The 20,390-nt window shown below is 43.5% G+C and carries 16 protein-coding genes; 11 read left to right on the top strand and 5 right to left on the bottom strand.

What is annotated here, in order from left to right; genetic code table 11:
- Positions 1-430: 430 nt before the first annotated feature.
- Positions 431-676 (bottom strand): hypothetical protein, encoded by a 246-nt coding sequence (locus AC07NA_RS21045; protein ID WP_494899519.1) that lies wholly within the window; start codon positions 674-676, stop codon positions 431-433.
- Positions 677-789: 113 nt separating this feature from the next.
- On the opposite strand from AC07NA_RS21045, the gene AC07NA_RS21040 reads away from it, so the two are divergent.
- The 9 genes from AC07NA_RS21040 to mgrA all read left to right on the top strand — a co-directional run bounded on the left by AC07NA_RS21040 (position 790) and on the right by mgrA (position 11,999).
- Positions 790-1,152 (top strand): response regulator, encoded by a 363-nt coding sequence (locus AC07NA_RS21040; RefSeq protein ID WP_345213230.1) that lies wholly within the window; start codon positions 790-792, stop codon positions 1,150-1,152.
- A 148-nt stretch (positions 1,153-1,300) separates the two neighbouring features.
- A complete protein-coding gene (locus tag AC07NA_RS21035) occupies positions 1,301-4,465 on the top strand; it encodes a tetratricopeptide repeat protein (protein ID WP_494899517.1) in 3,165 nt (1,054 codons plus the stop codon).
- Between the two features lie 10 nt (positions 4,466-4,475).
- On the top strand, positions 4,476-6,293 hold the full coding sequence (locus AC07NA_RS21030) for a hypothetical protein (RefSeq protein WP_494899515.1): 1,818 nt from the start codon (positions 4,476-4,478) through the stop codon (positions 6,291-6,293).
- 38 nt (positions 6,294-6,331) lie between these two features.
- Positions 6,332-7,477 (top strand): HU domain-containing protein, encoded by a 1,146-nt coding sequence (locus AC07NA_RS21025; protein ID WP_494899513.1) that lies wholly within the window; start codon positions 6,332-6,334, stop codon positions 7,475-7,477.
- The gene (locus AC07NA_RS21020; RefSeq protein WP_345213234.1) at positions 7,474-8,187 is read left to right on the top strand and encodes a MotA/TolQ/ExbB proton channel family protein; all 714 of its coding nucleotides are present in this window, start codon (positions 7,474-7,476) and stop codon (positions 8,185-8,187) included. Before AC07NA_RS21025 ends, AC07NA_RS21020 begins: the two co-directional genes overlap by 4 nt.
- Entirely contained in the window at positions 8,184-8,585 is a 402-nt protein-coding gene (locus AC07NA_RS21015; protein ID WP_494899508.1) for an ExbD/TolR family protein, read from the top strand. The genes AC07NA_RS21020 and AC07NA_RS21015 overlap by 4 nt, the downstream gene beginning before the upstream one ends.
- A 47-nt stretch (positions 8,586-8,632) precedes the next feature.
- Complete coding sequence (locus AC07NA_RS21010; protein ID WP_494899506.1) at positions 8,633-9,445, top strand: energy transducer TonB family protein; 813 nt, start codon at positions 8,633-8,635, stop codon at positions 9,443-9,445.
- A 172-nt stretch (positions 9,446-9,617) separates the two neighbouring features.
- The gene (locus tag AC07NA_RS21005; protein ID WP_494899504.1) at positions 9,618-10,916 is read left to right on the top strand and encodes a bifunctional folylpolyglutamate synthase/dihydrofolate synthase; all 1,299 of its coding nucleotides are present in this window, start codon (positions 9,618-9,620) and stop codon (positions 10,914-10,916) included.
- 93 nt (positions 10,917-11,009) lie between these two features.
- Entirely contained in the window at positions 11,010-11,999 is a 990-nt protein-coding gene (gene mgrA / locus AC07NA_RS21000) for an L-glyceraldehyde 3-phosphate reductase (protein WP_494899502.1), read from the top strand.
- Positions 12,000-12,313: 314 nt separating this feature from the next.
- On the opposite strand, the gene AC07NA_RS20995 is transcribed toward mgrA, so the two are convergent.
- On the bottom strand, positions 12,314-13,990 hold the full coding sequence (locus tag AC07NA_RS20995) for a RagB/SusD family nutrient uptake outer membrane protein (protein ID WP_494899500.1): 1,677 nt from the start codon (positions 13,988-13,990) through the stop codon (positions 12,314-12,316).
- A 24-nt stretch (positions 13,991-14,014) separates the two neighbouring features.
- Positions 14,015-17,032, bottom strand: coding sequence for a SusC/RagA family TonB-linked outer membrane protein (locus tag AC07NA_RS20990; RefSeq protein WP_494899498.1), 3,018 nt, complete (start codon positions 17,030-17,032; stop codon positions 14,015-14,017).
- A gap of 531 nt (positions 17,033-17,563) precedes the next feature.
- On the opposite strand from AC07NA_RS20990, the gene AC07NA_RS20985 reads away from it, so the two are divergent.
- Positions 17,564-18,085, top strand: coding sequence for a hypothetical protein (locus AC07NA_RS20985; protein WP_494899497.1), 522 nt, complete (start codon positions 17,564-17,566; stop codon positions 18,083-18,085).
- 35 nt (positions 18,086-18,120) lie between these two features.
- Here the strand turns inward: AC07NA_RS20985 and AC07NA_RS20980 are convergent, their stop codons facing one another.
- Both AC07NA_RS20980 and AC07NA_RS20975 read right to left on the bottom strand, forming a co-directional pair.
- Positions 18,121-18,324, bottom strand: coding sequence for a DUF6496 domain-containing protein (locus AC07NA_RS20980; protein WP_494899495.1), 204 nt, complete (start codon positions 18,322-18,324; stop codon positions 18,121-18,123).
- Between the two features lie 58 nt (positions 18,325-18,382).
- Positions 18,383-19,027 (bottom strand): CatB-related O-acetyltransferase, encoded by a 645-nt coding sequence (locus tag AC07NA_RS20975; protein WP_494899493.1) that lies wholly within the window; start codon positions 19,025-19,027, stop codon positions 18,383-18,385.
- 257 nt (positions 19,028-19,284) lie between these two features.
- On the opposite strand from AC07NA_RS20975, the gene AC07NA_RS20970 reads away from it, so the two are divergent.
- Entirely contained in the window at positions 19,285-20,379 is a 1,095-nt protein-coding gene (locus tag AC07NA_RS20970) for an AI-2E family transporter (RefSeq protein ID WP_494899492.1), read from the top strand.
- Positions 20,380-20,390: the final 11 nt, after the last annotated feature.

Genomic DNA, 20,390 nt, shown 5'->3' with positions numbered 1-20,390 from the left:
GACTATTCTTGCTCATATTTTATTAAATCTTCAACGAAAGCCCTCCTGCGCAATTAATAATTTAATAACATCGCCGCTGTTTTAACTTTTTGTCAAAAATTTTAAATTTGTGATACTACTGAGTGATTAATACAAACAACCCCTCAATTGTATTGCACAATGATATCTACAAAAAAAGACACCGCTGTAGAAACAGAACAAAAAAAGATACACTATTGCCCTAAATGCAATAGCCGTTTAATGGACAGGATTCCCCGAAGCCCGCTTGTAAAATTATTTTTGCCCTGGATGCACCTCAAAAGATACATTTGTTACAAGTGCCAGCACAAAACTTACGTTAACGATTAACAAGTAATTCATTATCGTAACTATTATTATAATTATTAATTAATAATAGTATCAAAATCTATTTTTTATTGGTTTTTGGTAATTAAGTATTTATTTGTAATAATAAATCACTTGAGCCTTGACCACCCAACCAAAAAAACCTGATTGCCCCAAATGCGGCAATCCTTACCACTATCAAATGCACCGGGGTTGGCTTTTCAAGCTGATAGCCCCAATTTATCCCATAAAGAAATACTTTTGCGCCAAATGTATGAAAGCGAGACTTGTGCGTAAAAACGGTAAAACCATCGGTTAAAGCCACCTTATAATCGCTTATTAAGCTTATCATAAAATTATTATAAACACTTGTTTAATATTTGGTACGAGTTTTGACCAATTAGCAATTGAATAGAAAAGTGGATTTAGTGCAGATAATATTAATTTATAATAAGATACAAAATAATGAGACGGATATTAGCGGTGGATGACAATAACGACATTTTAGAAGTGCTTCAGTTTATACTGGAAGATTCCGGCTATAAAGTGGATACATTGAGCGACGGCCACCACCTTTTTGATAAGATAAGCGAAAACCAACCTGATTTGATATTGCTTGATATTATGCTGGGCAATATGGATGGCCGTGAGTTATGCAGAGAGGTTAAAAGCAAATTTGAAACAAACAATATACCCGTTATATTAATTTCGGCAAGCCACGACCTGGCAGGTACGCTTTCGCAAAAAGGATCGCCTGATGCTTTTATTTCGAAACCATTCGATATTAACGTACTTTTGAATACCGTGAGGCATCATCTTGCCGCATAATCAGCTTCAAATTACTTTAAAGTTTTCCACAGGTATATAATATAAAGCAGTATTTTCGTTAAAAAATTGTTTTCCACATTTGTGAATTAGTAATGTGGATTGCATTTTTGCGGTTTAGCTATTTTAGCGCATCGTTAGTACGCACTTTATGATAAAACTTAAATATATTACCCTGCCTGTAGCAGTTTTATTTGTATTAGAATCACGTGCCCAGCAAAATCCATCGTCTCAAATCTACAAAACTTACCACACCGGGCTCGACCTGCTGAATAAAGGTAAATATGTAGCCGCGGCCGAGCAATTCAGACTGGTTGAGGATTCGAGGATAAAAACCACCACGCAATCGAAATTTGAATCAGAAGTATCTCTTATTAAAGAAGATGCCTACTATTACGAGGCTTTGTGCGCGCTTGAATTAGGCAGTGATAATGCCGAAAGCCTTTTCCTGAAGTTCAGCAAAGAACACCCGGAAAATCCGCTTACCAAAATGGCATTCTTCCAGATAGGTAAATCGTATTTTAAACAAGGCAAATATACCGAAGCCCTTACCTGGTTTGATAAGGTTGAAGCCGGTGAACTAAGCGGCCGCGACAATACCGAATACAAGTTCCGTAAAGGATACGCCTACTTCGCTACCGAAGATTATAAGAACGCGCAAGCGCTTTTCAGTGAAGTAAAAAACAAGCGTTCGCCTTATACCGAGGATGCCACTTACTACTTCGCTTACATCGCTTACCTCAATACCGATTACCATTTGGCATTGGTAAACTTTGAAAAGCTGAAAAACTCTAAAAAATTCGAGAACAGTTACCCGTACTATATTTCGGCTGTTTACTTTTTAGATAAGCGTTATGATGATGTGCTCAACTATGCCATCCCGATCATTAACCGCACCAAACAACAGCACGAAACCGAAATGCTGCGCATCATTGGCGCATCATACTTCGCTAAAAACAACTACCCTAAGGCGGTTGAATACTACACCCGTTTCCAAAGCCAGGATCAGGGTAAAACCCAAAACACGCAGGATAGCTACCAGATAGGCTACGCGCTTTACAAGGTTAATGATTATGCAAAATCGGCAACCGAGTTAAAGAAGCTGATAGGCCAGAATGATGTATACAGCCAAAACGGTAACTACATACTGGGCGATGTATTTTTGAAACTGAACGATAAGCAGGGCTCACGCAACGCTTACTTCGCTGCATCAAGGTTAAGCTTTGATAAAACATTGCAGGAAGACGCTTTGTACAACTACGCCAAGCTTTCCTACGAACTCGATTTTAACACCCAAGCATTAGAAGCTACCCGTACTTATCTTAAAAACTATCCACGCAGCAAAAGGCTGGAAGAGGTAAAGATATTATTGGGCGAAGCCTTGCTTAACTCGCATAACTACAAAGAGGCGGTTGAGATACTGGAGCCCATCCCTAATAAATCTATCAGCGCTAAAACGGCTTACCAAAAAGTGACCTATTTCCGCGGATTGGAGTTTTATAATGAGCGTGCCTTTGAAAATGCCATTGGTATATTCCTGCGGTCGTTAAACAGCGCGGTTGATCCTAAAACCACTGCCCTAACTACTTACTGGATGGCCGAGGCAATGTACGAGGTGCGTAAATACGGCGAATCGGTAGAGAACTTCGAGAAGTTTTTGGATATGCCCGAGGCAAAAGAAACCAGTGTAAGCAATTACGCTAACTATGCCTTAGCTTATGCAGCGTTCTACGGTGAGCAATATCCTAAGGCAGCCCGTTACTTCGAACGCTTTTTACAAGGCGGCGAAAAGGATGTAAATACAACTAACGACGCGGTTACCCGTTTGGGCGATAGCTATTTTGTAATGAAAAGCTATACCAATGCCTTAACTTATTATAACAGGATCATCGCGCAGCGCAGTCCGGGTGAAGATTACGCCTTGTTTCAGCGTGGTATGATACAGGGTTTACAGGGCAGCCTGGATACCAAGATCAGCACGCTGAATGATGTATTGGCCAAGTTCCCGAACTCTGATTACGCGGATGATTCATCTTTCGAGATCGCTTATACCTATTTCCTGAAAACAGATGGCGAACGCGCCAAAACCGACCTGAATGCCATGATACAAAAGTATCCGAGCAGCAGCTATGTACCGCGTGCGCTGGTAACTATTGGTTTAATTGATTACAATAACAACCAGGATGACCTGGCCGTTGAATCATTTAAAAAGGTAGTTCAGGATTATTCATCAACCGATGAAGCAAAACAGGCACTGAAACAGGTAGAGAAAATTTATACCGATAAAGGCGACGCGCAAACGTTCATCAACTACGCCGGTACTACTTCTATAGGTAACTACACCACGGCAGATCAGGAGAACATCATGATCACCGCGGCCAATAACCTGTACCTGAAAGCTGATTGGCAGGGTACCGTAAACGCGGTAAATGCTTATCTGGATAAATTCCCGGCGAAACAGATCTATGATAAACAGGCGAGGTACCTGCGTGCGCAGGCATTGGTTAACCTTGACCGCCCGCAGGAGGCTGTTGTTGATTACAACTTTATCCTGAACGACTGGACGAGCGCTTACACCGAAAAATCGCTGATCAGCATGGCTAAATTGTATATCGCCCAAAAGAAATATAATGATGCCGTGGTATTCCTGAAAAGACTGGAAACCAACTCTGAATACAAAGCCGATTACACTTACGCCCTCAATACTTTGTTGATGTGCTACGCGCAGATGGAAATGTCTGACGATGTGCTGAAATACGTAGCCTTAGTAAGGCAAAACGAGAAAACCGCGCAGGAGGACAAGTTTAAAACAGGTTTATACGCAGGTCAGGCTCACCTTCAGTTAGGTGATACAACGGCCGCCGTTAAAGAGTTTGACTATACTGTAAGCAATACCAAAACCATTGCCGCTGCCGAAGCCAAATACAACGTAGCCAATATTGAATACCTGAAAGGCAAGTACAAGGCATCGCAAAAAACATGTTTTGATTTGGTGAAAGAGTTGCCCAACTACGATTACTGGGTAGCCAAAACCTATATTCTGTTAGCTGATAACTATGTGGCTTTAAAAGATGATTTTCAGGCAAAGGCTACTTTACAGAGTGTGATAGATAATTATAAAGGTGATGATGATGTATTGCCTACTGCCAAGCAAAAGCTGGAAAAACTGAATCCGGGTAAGAAAACCACTACGACTACCGGCGCTGCCAAAAAGAAAGCGAACATTAAAGAGGATGTGCAAAAACCGGCCGGTACAGACAGTACCGCTACCCCGGATGCCACAAAACAAGATACACAGGATAACAAAGAACAATAAAAAGCGAGCAATGAAATTAAGATACAGCTATATACTATTTTCCTTACTTACGGCATTCTACTTTGTTCCTGCTGCTGCACAAGTAAAGAAGAAGGCTACTACCACTACAAAAAAGACTACCACGCCCGCATCACAATCAACAGCTAAAAAACTGGGCGACGCGGCTGCCAAAGTAGTACAGGATACAACCAAAAAAGGCGGTAATAACAATACGCCTGATAAAGGCACCAGCAGCCTGTCGGAAGAGATTGTGGTAACTACCTCATACAAACCGGTACTGGCCGACGCGGTAAAGATCCGCAGAAACCCTGACCTGGAAGATAAAAGTCCGTTCAAGGCGCCGTTGAGCTACACTACCTTAGATAAAAGACTGGACAAAGACAACGAGATACAACAGCTGGAAGCCATGAAAAGGCCGCCGGAGCAAGATTCTATCCCGAGCAATAACTACGCTAAGGTAGGTTTGGGCAGCATGAAAACCACCTTCGCCGAAGGCTACTTCGCCAATGGTAAAGATGAGGCTTTGCAGGTAGGCGGCTATGTAAAACACTTCGCCCAAAAAGGCAGCGATTTTAACAAGCAGAATGAAAGCCGCAACGAGTTAGGCGTTTTCGGTAAAACCATACTGGCCGAAAATACATTACGCGGTACCATCAACTATAAACGCAGGGCCGTAAACTTTTTCGGTTATAACCGCGATTCTGCTCTGCTCGATTTCAACCCGCTGAAACAACATTTCAGTACCTTAAGCGCCGAGGGTGAGCTAACTAAAAATTATAAAGATGTAGAGAACGAATTTACCTACGCTTTAAAACTGAACGGTTACTTATTTAACAACGCTTATAAAGCGAAAGAGAACAACGTAGTAATATCGGGTTTCCTGAACCAAACGGTTAAGCAATTTTATGCAGGTTTGGCTGCTTCGTTAGATCTGAGCACGCAAAAGGATAGCCTTTACTCGTACAACAACAGCCTGGTAAGGTTAAACCCTTACATCAAATTTCAGGGCGAAAATTATAAGATTGACGCGGGTGTAAGCATTGTGAAAGAATTTGGCGTAAGCAGCCGTTTCTTCCTGTTCCCTGCGGCCAAGCTGGAGTTTCAGGTAATACCTAAATACGTGCGTTTATTTGCCGAAGCCAAGGGCGATGTAAACAAGGCATCGTTACGCGATTTTTCTGAAACCAACCCATACATCGGTGAAAATATCGCCATTAAAAACTCGGTTGATCAGTTTGATGTGAGCGTAGGTTTAAAAGGTACGCTGGCACCGGGCTTAGGCTTTAAGGCTACCTTCTTCCGTAACAGCATTAAGGATATGGCCTTGTTTGTTAACAATTTCGACCGTGCACTTGGTTACAACAACAAGTTTGGTGTTATTTATGATGACGGCCGTTCGCGCGTTAGCGGTTTCAATGGCGAATTGGATTTTAAAGCTACCGACGACCTGAGCATATTTGGCCGCGTGGAGTTTAAAGACTTTAAAATGGCCAGCGAAGCGCAAGCCTGGAACATGCCTAAGTTTAAACTGACTGCCGGTACGGTTATCCGTATCAGCAATAAGGTGAACATTAACGGTTCAATGCTGATCCGTGGTAATACTTACGACAGGTTCCTGACCGACGCTACCGGCGCGCCGCTGGCTCAACAGGCTCCAATATCGATAAAATCGTTTGTTGACCTTAACGGCGGTGTGGAGTATAAAGCCACCAAGCAGCTTTCGGTATTTGTACAGGTGAACAACTTGCTGAGCAACACTAATCCTACATGGTTATATTATAATAACTACGGATTTAATATCTTTGGCGGCGTTGGATATGCCTTTTAGTTTTTTGAAGTTTTATAATTAAACGTACTTTTGCCAGAATGGATGTAGCCTATTATTTAAGCGAAATACTGGGGCAACAGGGCGAAGTGAACGTGCCCGGGTTGGGCTCTTTTACGCAGGTACGTATAAACGGCTACTATAACGAGCAGGAGAACACCTTTTATCCGCCGCATAACGAGTTGCAGCTTAAACAGCAGGCAACACAGGATGTGGCAGATGATACGCTGGCCTTATATATAGCCGGCAAAAAGAATATATCGCTTTCGTCGTCAAAGTTTTTTACTGATAAGTACATTGATGCTTTAAAGCAGGAAGCATTAAACGGCGAAGCGCCCATAGGTAACCTTGGCTGGTTACGTGCAGGGCAATCGGGCTTTTTGTTCAGGGCTAAAAATAACGCGGGTAATGATCCTGCTTTTTTAGGCCTGCCCGCTTTACAACTGCGTAAAGTAAACGAGCAGCCTGAACCGGCGCAACCTATTCCGGATATTTCTTCAACACCTATAACACCGCAGCAGGTACAGGTAACTGAACCCGAAGCAACTGTACAGGCAGAAGAAGGACTACCTGTTTACGAGGAAAAGAAACCAATGAGCGCCTTGCTGATCACCGCGATAGTGATCGGTATTTTGTTATTGATATTTGGTGGTATATATATGTATAAACCATCGTTATTTACAGGCGAGCAAAAGCAGCAGGTGGTAACACAAACACCCGCGCAGCCGGAGCAGCCTATAGCTGTAGATACCATTAGCGCGGATAGTTCAGTAACGGATACCCCTGCACAGGTGGTAAACAAACCGGTTGATAGCGTGGCAAAAACAGCAACGCCGCCTAAAACCGCAACACCTGCGGCAAAGGATACAGCAAAAAAGACACCGGCGGTTAAACCACAGGCAGCAGCAGCCGTCATACCAAAAAATGACACCTTAAACCGCAAGCATTACGAGATAATGGGCGGCGCGTTTAAAACGCAGGATAAGGCCGAACAGATAATGGCCAATTACCGTAAAATGGGCTTAAAGCCAAGGATATTGCAACATGCCGGCGGTAAATTATTTAAGATAACATTAGGCACTTACTTTACTGCCGAAGAAGCTGATAAGGGTTTAGAAGCCATTATTAAAGGCACTAAAGTGAAAGAGAAAGAAATATATATACAAACCTATAATTCCAAACAATGAGTTTATTATTAGCACAGATAACAGATACAGCAAACAAACTGGTAGATACAGCCAACCGTGCCGCGCAGCAACTGCCTGTAGTGCCTGCGGAAGAACTGCGCTTTGGCGACCTGCTGATAAAAGGTGGCTGGGTGATGATACCAATTGGAATTTTAGCGGTATTGGGTCTGGTGATCTTTTTCGAACGTTTCTTTACCATTCGTAAGGCATCAAAAGATGAATCTAACTTAATGGTACAGGTACGGTCGAGCATTATATCGGGCAACCTGCAATCGGCTATCGCTATTTGCCGCAACAGCAATTCGCCACTGGGCCGTATGCTGCAAAAAGGTTTATTACGTATTGGTCGCCCAATAAAAGATATTGAAGGCGCTATCGAAAACGTAGGCAAGCTTGAAGTATCAAAACTGGAAAAAAACATAGGCATCATCGGTATAGTTGCCGGTATTGCGCCCATGTTTGGTTTCCTGGGTACCATCGCGGGTGTAATCAAGATCTTTTATGATATATCAAAAACCGATAACATCAGCATGGGTGTTATATCAGGTGGTTTATATGTTAAGATGGTTACTTCGGCTGCCGGTTTATTTGTGGGTATCGTAGCTTATATTTGTTATCATATATTGAATATGATGGTTGATAAGGTGATATTGAAACTGGAAACCGACGCAATTGAATTTATTGACCTGTTAGAAGAACCCAGCAAATGAATTTAAGAAAAAGACATAGAGGTGCATCTGCCGAGGTACATACTTCGGCCATGAACGATATCATGTTTTTCCTGCTGCTTTTCTTCCTTATCGCGTCAACGGTAACCAACCCTAACGTGATCAAGCTGGTACTGCCTAAGTCGTCATCAGGCCAATCGGTATCAAAAAAGACGGTGACGGTATCAATAACCAAAGATCTGCGTTATTATGTAGATAAGCAGGAAATAACTATTGATCAACTGGAAGGCATCCTGCTGCAAAAGAAAACTTTGGCAACAGAATTGACCATTGTTTTACATGTAGACGAAACCGTAGCCATACAAGATGTGGTACAGGTAATGGATATAGCACAAAAACAGAACATAAAACTGGTACTGGCAACAAAACCGAAGGCCTAAGTAAGGGTACTTGATACCCGGTACTAATTACTTGATACTAAAAACAGATGGATTACCGCGAAGAAAATAACTATCCAAAGGCGTTCCTGGCAACAGGGATCATACTTGCTGTGGTTATTGCCATGAGTTATTTTATCGTTTTTCACAATTTACCAAAAGAGGAAGACGGCACAGGCGGTATACTGGTAAACTACGGCACGGTTGATGAAGGTATGGGCGATGATTACATGAGCACCGAAGAACCTTCAGTAGCCGAAAAGGCCAACAAATCAAAACCCGATAAAGTTACCCCCGAGCCACCTACCGAAGAAAAGGTACAGGCCGAGAACAGCGATAAAGAGGTAGTTACCCAAAATAACGAGGATGCCCCGGAAGTAGTAGCTAACACTAAAAAGCCGAGCACTACCGTTGCTACCCAGCCTACCAAAGCCGAAAGCAAACCAACCGTTAACCAAAACGCCCTGTATTCGGGTAAAAAGAATAACGGTACAGGCGAGGGCGATGGTACCGGCAGCACCCCGGGTAATCAGGGTAAAAAAACAGGTACTACCCTTACCGATAATTACGACGGTACAGGATCGGGCAATGGCGGTAACCTAAGCGAAATGCCGCAGCGTAACTTTGTGAGTCGCCCATCGGTTGATGATGGTAACAGGCAAAGCGGTAAAGTAGTATTGGATATCCAGGTGGATAAAGAAGGTAATGTAACCAAAGCAGAGGCTGGTCGTGGTACTACGATATCTGACTATGCGCTTATTCAAAAATGTATAAACGCGGTAAAACGTTCAAAAATTAACGCTTCAGAAACAGCTGCCGATACACAAACAGGTAAAGTTGTTTTCGTATTCAAGTTGAACTAAACTATAAAGCTTAACAAGATATAAAAAAGCTGTGCTTACATAAGGCGCAGCTTTTTTGTTTGCGGGGTGATGGAAGGCAAATAAAAAAGACGCGGCGTCAACACTTATCTTAAATAATTACAGCAAGCTTTCTTACTTTTGGGCATCAGATGCAGGTCATCTTCACAGTAAAATGAACTACCAGGATACGCTCCAATACCTATATAATCAGCTGCCCATGTTTACACGCCTGGGAGCCGCTGCCATTAAAAACGACCTGAGCAACACGCTTGCGCTGTGCAAAATTTTAGATGATCCGCAGCATAAATTTAAAAGCATACACATTGCCGGCACCAACGGCAAGGGCTCCAGCTCGCACATGCTGGCGGCCATACTGCAAACCGCGGGTTATAAAACCGGATTGTATACCTCACCTCATTTAAAAGACTTTCGCGAACGGATCCGTATTAACGGGCAAATGATATCCGAACAAACGGTGATCGACTTCGCGGCTAACTATAAGGCAGATTTTGAACGCATAGAACCCTCATTTTTTGAAATGACGGTGGCCCTGGCCTTTGATGTTTTCACAATGGAAAAAGTGGATATAGCCGTGGTTGAAGTTGGCCTGGGTGGGAGGCTGGATTCTACCAATGTGATCACTCCCCTGCTCTCGTTAATCACCAATATAGGCTGGGACCATATGAATATCCTGGGTGATACGCTACCGAAGATAGCGGCCGAAAAAGCTGGTATCATCAAGCCCAACATCCCGGTGATCATCAGTGAGCAGCAACCGGAAACAAGAGCCGTATTTGTGGATAAGGCTAAAGCCGAGAATGCCCCGATCACATTTGCATCCGAACTGTGGGATGTAGAGGAAGAAACAGCGCCTGTATCTGGCTACCATGCTTTTAAAAACCTTATAGTAAGCCATAAAACGGAAGACAAAGGCTACCAGTTACGGGTTGACCTGACAGGAAGCTATCAGCTTAAAAATATAAAAGGGGTGTTAACCGCTGTAGATGAATTGCGCAGGCAAGGATTTGTCATCACCGCCCAACACATACAAACCGCACTGCAACAGGTGAAATCCCTTACCGGTTTACATGGCCGCTGGGAAGTATTAAGCACCGAACCGTTTACTATATGCGATACCGGCCATAACCCAAACGGTATAGAGGAAGTGCTGAAAAACATTGCAGATATTAGCTATAATAAGCTCCACTTTGTAATAGGCATGGTGAACGATAAGGACATTACCAAAGTACTGGCAATGCTGCCGAAAGATGCCATCTACTACTTTTGCAAACCGGACATTCCGCGTGGACTGGATGCAGAAACTTTGCAGCAAAACGCGAAAGATTTCAACTTGCAGGGCGAGCATTACTCTTCTGTAAACGCGGCACTAAAAGCAGCCCAATCACAGGCTGGTACTAACGACCTGGTGTTTGTGGGAGGCAGCACCTTTGTAGTGGCCGAGGTGGTGTAAGACCACTCTTTTATTTCACAGCGATGTGACATTATCTTTTTACGAATAATCAGCGCGAAACTTTATTTTTACCGCCAAACCAACACACTGTTTATGACATATCAGCCCTCACCTACCCGGTACCAAAATATGGAATACCGTCGCTGCGGAAACAGCGGCATCAAGCTTCCGGCAATTTCGCTGGGACTGTGGCACAATTTCGGCCATGTAGATGTTTCTGATAATTTTCAGAAGATACTGCACCTTGCCTTTGATAGCGGCATTACCCACTTCGATCTGGCCAACAATTACGGCCCGCCTCCGGGATCGGCCGAAGAGAATTTTGGTCGCATCCTGAAAGAGGATTTCCGTGGTTACCGCGATGAAATGATCATTTCGAGCAAGGCGGGTTATACCATGTGGGATGGTCCTTACGGGGATTGGGGCTCTAAAAAATATTTGGTTGCCAGTTTGGATCAAAGCCTGAAACGAATGGGATTAGATTACGTAGATATTTTCTACCATCACCGCCCAGACCCTGAAACACCGCTGGAAGAAACTATGGCGGCATTAGACCTTATTGTTCGCCAGGGAAAAGCGTTGTATGCAGGCATCTCCAACTATCCGGCCGAAGAAGCAGCGAGAGCCATCAGTATATTAAAAGAACTGGGCACGCCATGCCTTATCCATCAGCCTAAATACTCTATGTTTGAGCGCTGGGTTGAAGGCGGATTATTAGATGTACTGGAAAAAGAAGGCGTAGGCTGTATCCCGTTCTCGCCATTGGCGCAGGGCTTGCTCACCAACAAATACCTGCACGGCATCCCCGAAGATTCAAGGGCAGCCAAATCAAGCGGCCACTTACAAACCGATCAGGTAACGCCTGAACGTATCAACCAGATCAAAGCATTGAATGACATAGCGGTGCAACGTAACCAGTCGTTAGCCCAAATGGCCCTGGCCTGGTTGCTGAAAGATAACCGCGTAACAACCGTACTAATAGGCGCCAGTAAACCCGCACAACTTGCCGACTCACTAAAGGCGTTGGATAATATTCAGTTTAGTACCGAAGAATTAAGCAAGATCGAGGAGATTTTGAAATAAAGTTAAACTGATTAAAAACCAGTGTCATTGCGAGGCACGAAGCAATCGCGAACTACACAGAACGGTCATGCAAAGCTACGAGATTGCTCGTGTTAAAAACTGTCATTCTGAACGCAGTGAAGAATCTTCTTCGCTATGCTTATCTGCGATAGATGCTTCGTTCCTCAGCATGACAGTGGAAAGTGGATGTGAGCCGTCGTCATTTTATCTTCAAAGTCCAAAAAGAAGTAAATTCTCGCAATGACAAATAGTATATAAAACAAAAAGGGCGGCCCATAGCAGGCCGCCCTTCTTGTTTTATCAAAGAGTTATAATTAATAACCCGGGTTCTGTGTAAGCTTGGCATTGAGCGCGCGCTGCTGCTGCGGTATGGCAAACAGTTCGCGTGTTTTAGCAGTGGGTTGATGATCCCACCATGACGCGGTCGTAAACTTACCGAAACGAATCAGGTCGTCTCTGCGGTAACCTTCAAATATAAATTCGCGGCCACGCTCTGCTAACAATTCATCCATGGTTAGGGTAGATGGCGTATAAGCGGCATCAGCCCAGTCGGCAGTGGTGTAAGCTCGTTTTTTACAATCGTTGATCAGCTTAACAGCTTCGGCATTGGCGCTGTTACCATTTTTACGCATAATCGCTTCCGCTTTCGCGAAGTAGATCCACGTTAGGCGATACAGGTTCCAATCGGTATTGTTATAGTTAGGATCTATGGCAGGTACGCCGTTGGGGCCGGCTATCTGGTTACCTAATTTATACTTATTGAAACGCACACCGCTGTTCTCTTCACCATCGCTCATGGTTGATGGTAAGCTATTAGGATCGGTACCGTTATCTTCAGCCTGTTTGTTTCTGCGGATGTTATCGACAAATACCAATGGCTTACCATCGTATTCGTTACCACCGGTTGCAATAACAGGCTCTTGATTATCAAAGCGCAGTTGCGGGCCTTCAAGTATCCATTCGGTTTTACGTTTATCCTTATCATCAAACGTAGTGTAAACGCCCGGTACTACCACTACCCCATCGTTACCGTTACGGCTACCGCCATAAATAAGATTTTGCTGAAAGTGGAAGAACTCACCCGTCCACGACGGCTGAAAATTCGCCCTTTGAAACTCATAGGCTATTGAGAATATAGTTTCTTTCGACAAATCATTGTTCGGTTTAAACTGATCGGTAATGCCTGTATCCAATGCCATTGGGCCGTTCAAGCCACCTGCTTCGTTATTGATCAGCTTATTAGCAGCGGCAATACAATCATCCCAACGTTGGGTACCTGTCCACACTTCGGCATTCAGGTACAATTCTACCAGCATGGCATAACCACCCGCCTGCGACATACGGCCAAGCATACCACGCGACAGTACAGGTGCTTTATCAATATTATCCTTTATCTCCTTTTCAATAAAATCAAACACCTCTTTACGGGTAGAATTTGGCGGATACTGATCTGTCGATACCGGTTCAGACGGCGATTCCGTCACGATCGGGATGTTACCGAACAGGTCCATCAGCTTCAGGTAATGGTAAGCACGCAGCAATTTTAATTCGGCAACGTACTGATCTTTTTCCTCCTGCGTAAGGCCTATAGCAGCGGCATCGCGGGCGTCTATATTCTGGATAGGCACATTACATAAACCTATACCCCAGTACATCAACACCCAGGTATTGTTCAGGCCACCCTCGTCATTAGTCCAGGTATGGTAATGCAGCCTTTTCCACTTACCGCCATCCTCACCGTGTCGGCCTTTGGTTGGCCACGCCAGCTGATCTGCCGATAATTCGCTCGGCCTCCACCAGCCATCCTGACCGGATGGGGTTGCCCATGCATTGGCGTGGGTATATGGCCTCAACACAGCCGAAATAATCTCGTTCTTGTTATTGTAAAACTTATCGCTGTTCAGCGTATCATAAGTAGTTTCGTCAAGCTTGGTACACGCGCCTATACTTAATATGGCGGCCACCCCGGCTATATATTTTAATGATCTCATTTTAGTTTTCATGTTCGGTAGTGATTAAAATCCAAGGTTTAAGCCTAATAAGAAAGTACGTGTGCTTGGGTACGGGCCGCGACCGTCAATACCCGGGCCAAGGCCTGTATCAGTAACCAAATCAGGATCGTTACCTGTGTATTTTGTAAACGTTGCCAGGTTTTGACCTGTAGCGTATACCCTCAGTGCCCTTACAAACTTGTTCTTGATCTTAAAGTTATAACCAAAAGTTATCTCATCAATTTTAACAAACGAACCGCTTTCCAGGTAATAATCCGAATACATGTAGGTATCGTTTATCTGCGCGTATTTAGTAAACGCGGTTTCCAGCAAGTTGGTTTTACCTACCTTGTTACCGTAAGATATCGCCGTGGTGTTCAGGATGTCATAATCAAACTTACCACGCAGAAATATTCTCAGGTCGAAGTTTTTGTATTTGAAAGTATTGGTCCATGAGGCGTAATACTTAGGAATACCGTTACCAATAGGCGCGTAATCGGTTTCGTTACGATCAAAGGAGTTATTAATTTGATCGTTAGGTACTTTTGAACCGTCACGTTTGTAAAACAACCATTTGCCATCATCGGTAAAACCGGCGAAGCGTTTACCCCAAAATTCGCCCAGGTTACCACCTTCGTAAGTACGGATGGCATTACCTAACGCGCCAAACCCACCTATATCGCCAAAGGTTTTATATTCAACCTTGAAGATATCGTTTGAGTATGAGTCGAGTTTATTTTGAGCTGTACTGGCGGTAATATCCATACTCCAGTTAAAGTCTTTCTTTTTTACAGCCGCGAAACTTACCGCAAGCTCAATACCTTTTGAGGAGATACTACCCACGTTGGCATAAATATTATCGCGCACATAAGGTGGTTGTGGTGTGGTGTAAGTATCTAACAGATCCTGCGTTTTACGCTGGAACAGGTCGAGTGATCCACTGATACGGTTATTAAACAAGGTGAAATCGGCACCGATGTTAAGCTCCTTCTTTTTCTCGTAACGCAGATCAGGGTTAGGGTTACGATCCGGTCCGTAAGTTTCGCGGTACTGGCCATCAGGATACAGGTAGATACCACCCGTACCTAAAGTTACCAGCGATGCGTAATTGCTGAACCCGGAGTTACCTGTAATACCATAACCAACACGTAGTTTCAGATTATTTACAAAGGTTACATTCTTCATGAAATCCTCTTTGCTGATGGTCCAGCCTGCTGATGCCGCCGGGAAATATCCCCATTTGTGGTTGGCACCAAACCTGGACGAACCCTCACGGCGCAAAACGAATTGTGCCATATACTTCTCGTTAAACGAGTAGTTGATACGACCGAAGAACGCGATCAGCTTATCATCATTTTTAAAGCTGGAAATACCGGCCTTACCTGCACCCAACTGGTTACCTGCACCCAGGTTATTATCCTCAAACAAATCATTAAGGAAACCATAATTGTTAGCCGCGAAGCCTTCATTTTGGTTGTAACGGTAGCTATAACCCAAAATACCCGTGAAGTTATGATTACCAACAGTGCGGGTATAATTAATGGTTGGCTCAACAGCAAAGTTTTGGCTCAGCTGGGTTACCCTTTCGGCATAACCGCCATTTTTGTACACATCGTTTTCGATAGAGAACTCACTGTTCAGGTCGCGGTAGATGGCATCGATATAGCTGTTCCGTTGGTATGATGTAAAGATGGAAGCCTTTAAACCTTTGATAACCTCCAACTCTACTTTACCATCGGCCGATGAGGTTTGCTGCTGCCTTTTATATTTTTCCTGATTTAAACGGGCAACCTGGTTGGTACTTGTTTGCTCAAAATAATAGCTGCCATCGGGGTTGTAATTTGATAGCGTAGGGTTTTTGCTCAGCTGATCTTCCCAGCCGCCGCCGCCCAGCAGGTTGGCATTGTTGTAGTTGGTTGCCAAATTTACCTGCGCGGTAAGGCGGTCATCTAACCCTTTCTGGTTAATGCTTAAGCGAACGGTATATTCACTTCTGCCGTTTTGCTTGGCAATACCTTGCAAATCGCGATAGTTGATACTCGCGCGATAGCTGGTTTTGCTTGAACCACCCTGCATAGAAAGGTTATGGTTTTGCGAGAGGTTGCTTTTATTCACCAGGTCGTTAAAAAAATCTGACGTATGGCCGTAATCGGTCGCGTCCAATTCTCCGGAGTTGATCTTATCGCGAAACTCTGATGCGGTTAAAAAATCGGGCTTGCGGGTAACATACTCCTTGCGGAAATAGCTTGAATAGTTAAACTGGGCAGGGCCCTCTTTAGCTTTTTTGGTGGTGATTAAAATTACACCCGCGTTGGCGCTGGTACCGTAAATGGCTGCGCCCGAACCATCTTTCAAAACGTCTATAGATTCGATATCGTCCTGCTGTAACAGATCGAGGTTACCGCCCGGTATTCCATCGATTACAATAAGCGGACTGGCACTGCCGGTAATGGTAGTAATACCCCGTAGCTGGATACCCACGCCCGAGTTGGGGTTTGAACCGCCGCTGCGGGTAATTTGCAAACCCGCAATTTTACCCTGTATCAGATCGAGCGGGTTACGCGAGCCGCTTTGCCTGAAATCGGAAGTATCGGCATGGCCTGTAGCCGAGGTAATTTCCCCCTTCTTTTGCGAACCATAACCAACCACTACCACTTCGTTAAGATTTTTTGACTGTTCCGCGAGGCTGATGTTAATGGTGGTTTGCGCGCCAACAAGTACTTCTTTGGTAGTGTAGCCTATTGATGATATCACCAGCACGGCGTTAGCATCGGGCACAGTGATGGCAAATTTACCGTTAATATCAGTAGCCACGCCCGTGGTTAAACCTTTTACCTTAATGGTAGCACCAATAACAGGTTCTTTAGTTTGATCAATAACGGTACCAGATACCTGCTTGCCCTGCGCATAAACTTGCGTGGTAACTAACTGGCATATAAATAAGAAAAAGACAATGGAAAATGCCTTTAAGTGAGGGCTTGGTTTTAACGTACCATTTTTACAGCGCTTTGGTACATGCGCCGGGATAAAACTGCTTTTCATAAAAAAATCGATAATAGGTGAACAACGCATATCAGAAATGATATACCAATAGTTTTAATTGGGGCAGCTAACCTAAAGCTAATTTTTTAAACTGCAAAAACACTTTTACGCCAAAAGTATCTCCAAGATTAATAGAAAGAACATTTTTAGATAAATTATTTCCTTTAGTGATATTCTATGATTTAAAAAGAAGCAATTTAACTTTCTCATACACAATACATAACAAAACTAAAAATATAGTTATAATGATAAAATAACACCATAAATTATGTATCAAAAAAATTACAATAAAATCAAAATTTCGGCCTATTTACCGTTTTAGCAAATGAGTATCCGGCTACTGTAAGATAAATTAGTGTTAAATAAATACCATAAAAACAAAATTTAACCTATAGAAAGGTAGGCCGCCTTAAACAGGAGGTTTAAAGTGGCCGCAAATAGGTCAAATGCGTTAATTAATGTTAAATACAGCAAGGATATTTGCATGGCAATCATGCAGTTAATAATTTCATGGCACAATTGATGCTTGTTATGAAACCCGTTATAAAAAGATATATTTTTTGCATACTGATAGCTATGCTGCTGTGGGCTTTTACCACATCGGCACAAACCTTTGAGGTGCCCGATTATAAGATAGAAAGCAAAGAAGATTACGCCAAATACAACGATGATATTATTAAAGCGACCGACTGGCTGCAACAAACCGAGTGGACAAAAGAAGTTGTAAAACAATCAAATGCCACCAAGTTTATATTTGATTGGATAGAGGGCAGTCCTTCGGTTACTGTTAGCATCAGCAAACCGTTGATGGACCTTACCGATAAGAACCCTAAGCTGCTGATGACCTTCATGTCATTCTATGTTAAATACACCTTACAACACAAGGCCGAGCCTGACAATAACAAAGCCAATGTATACGCTATAAAAGCGCTCATCAGTAAATATAAAATTGAACCTACCCATAAAAAAGACAGCGATGTAGAAAAACTGCTGAAGCTTGATGCCGAAAACAAATTGGATGCCTGGGTAACTACCGATTTTGTTAAATCCTGATGTGATGATCAGATACTAAAAGAGCGGCAATTTATTCAATTGCCGCTCTTTTTATTAAGCTGTTTCCTTTTTCTTTTTGGCACTTTGGCGCCTTCTTTACGGGCTTCTGACAGGCCTATGGCCACGGCTTGCTTTTTACTGGTCACTTTTTTACCACTACCGCTTTTCAGTTTGCCTTCCTTCATTTCGTGCATGGTTTCCTCCACCTTTTCCTGCGCTTTTTCTGAATACTTTGCCATAACATTTTTCATTTAAGTAGATGATGTACAGCATGCAATTCTCCTGCCAAAAAATACGCTACCCTACCTTTTCAAGCCCATCAATATCTGTAGAGTTGATGAGTTTAAGATGCCGTGTGATCTTCTCTACCGGCCAATTCCACCAGGCTATTTTGAGCAGGCGGCCGATGCTTTCATCATTAAAGCGTTTGCGGATCAGCTTTGCCGGGTTACCGCCCACAATGGCATAGTCGGGCACATCGCGGGTAACTACCGAACCCGTGGCTATAACAGCGCCGTGGCCAATTTTAACGCCCGGCATTATGGTAGCTTCATGGCCTATCCATACGTCGTTACCTACTACCGTGTCGCCTTTGTAGGGATATTTAGCGGCATCAACACCTTCGTTGATCTTTTCCCAGCCATTACCAAATATGGCGAAGGGATAGGTAGAAATCGGGCTGATCTCGTGGTTAGCCCCATTCATGATGAACTTCGCGCCGGAGGCAATGGCGCAAAACTTACCGATGATGAGTTTATCGCCAACAAAATCGAAGTGGTAAAGCACATTATTATTTTCAAAACCGAGCGGATCGGTAAGATCATCGTAATAGGTAAAATCGCCCACCTCAATATTAGGCCGGGTAATGATATTTTTGAGATATACCAGTTTAGTGTACTGCTCCATGGGATGCAGTGCGTTAGGGTTTGGTCCGTTTTGCATAACAAAAAAGGGAATTAATAAGGGATGGATAAAAAGATTGATTGATCAGAAAGGCCCGCAATCCGACACTGTTACACAAGATATTTAAGCAAATACGCGGCAGGCCGTTATATTACCATCGGAGTAAAGTTTTAGCTTTTAAAGCGTTACAAAATTAAGTAAATTAGTAACACACTGCAAATTATCCCTATCTTCCCGAAACATATACCCCGCGGTGATGTTACATCAACTCAACTACTTTATGAAATAAAATTTACATGCCTGCTAAGAAAATAATCGCCCCTTTTTACGAAAGATTAGCCCTTGTATTGATAGGCCTCATCGCTTTAAGCTACCTGGTAATTTTAGGTAAGGAACTGCTGGATCCGCTGTTGTTTGGTTTCCTGTTCGCTGTACTGCTATTACCCGTTTGCAATTTCTTTGAACGCAAATGCAAGCTGCCGCGCAGCGCTGCCTCCTTCCTATCTATCATCGTTTTTGTGGGCGTAATAGGCGGCTTACTTTATTTGGTGGGCTCGCAAATATCATCGCTGGCCAACGACTGGCCTATGCTGAAAACACAGGTTACGCAATCGCTCACCAGCATACAAGATTGGATAGAACTTACCTTCCATATCAACGCCAACAAACAACTCAACTACGTACACGAAACCACGCAGAAAATAATGGAATCGGGCACTGCGGTACTGGGCACTACCTTTGGCGCGGTGTCGTCTCTCCTGTTGTTCTATATTTTTATATTGATATTCACCTTCTTCATCCTGTTTTACCGCACGTTGCTGTTCCGCTTTATTATGTGGGTATTTGACAAAGAATACTCAAAAACGGTATTTGATATTGTGGAGAATATACAAAGCATTTTGCGCCAGTATATTTTAGGTTTACTGCTGGAGATGATCGTGGTGGCATTTATAGCCTGTACGGCATTCTGGCTTATCGGTATTAAGTATGCTGTGCTATTGGGCATTATTGTAGGGTTGTTCAACATCATCCCGTACATAGGGATATTTACCGCGTTGCTGCTAAGCTGCATCATCACTTTTGCCACAGGTACTATTCCACATACGGTTACAGTGGGTATTGCCGTGGTAGTGATCCACGCGGTTGATGCTAATTTTTTGTTGCCGGTTATTGTGGGCTCAAAGGTGCGGCTCAACGCGCTCATTACCTTTATCGGCATTATCGTCGGCGAAATGATATGGGGGCTTTCGGGCATGTTCCTTTCCATACCTATGATCGCCATTATGAAGATCATATTCGACCGGGTAGAAACCCTCAAACCGTGGGGCTATATCCTCGGGGGCGATTACGAGTATAAAGAAAAGGCCCAGGAAGAAATGAAAACCGAATAGTTACCTGCTTA

The sequence above is a fragment of the Mucilaginibacter sp. GW821-FHT07G05 genome (genome assembly GCF_059418565.1).
The sequence above is the reverse complement of the archived record's forward strand: the minus strand, read 5'-3'. Positions and strand labels throughout refer to the sequence as shown.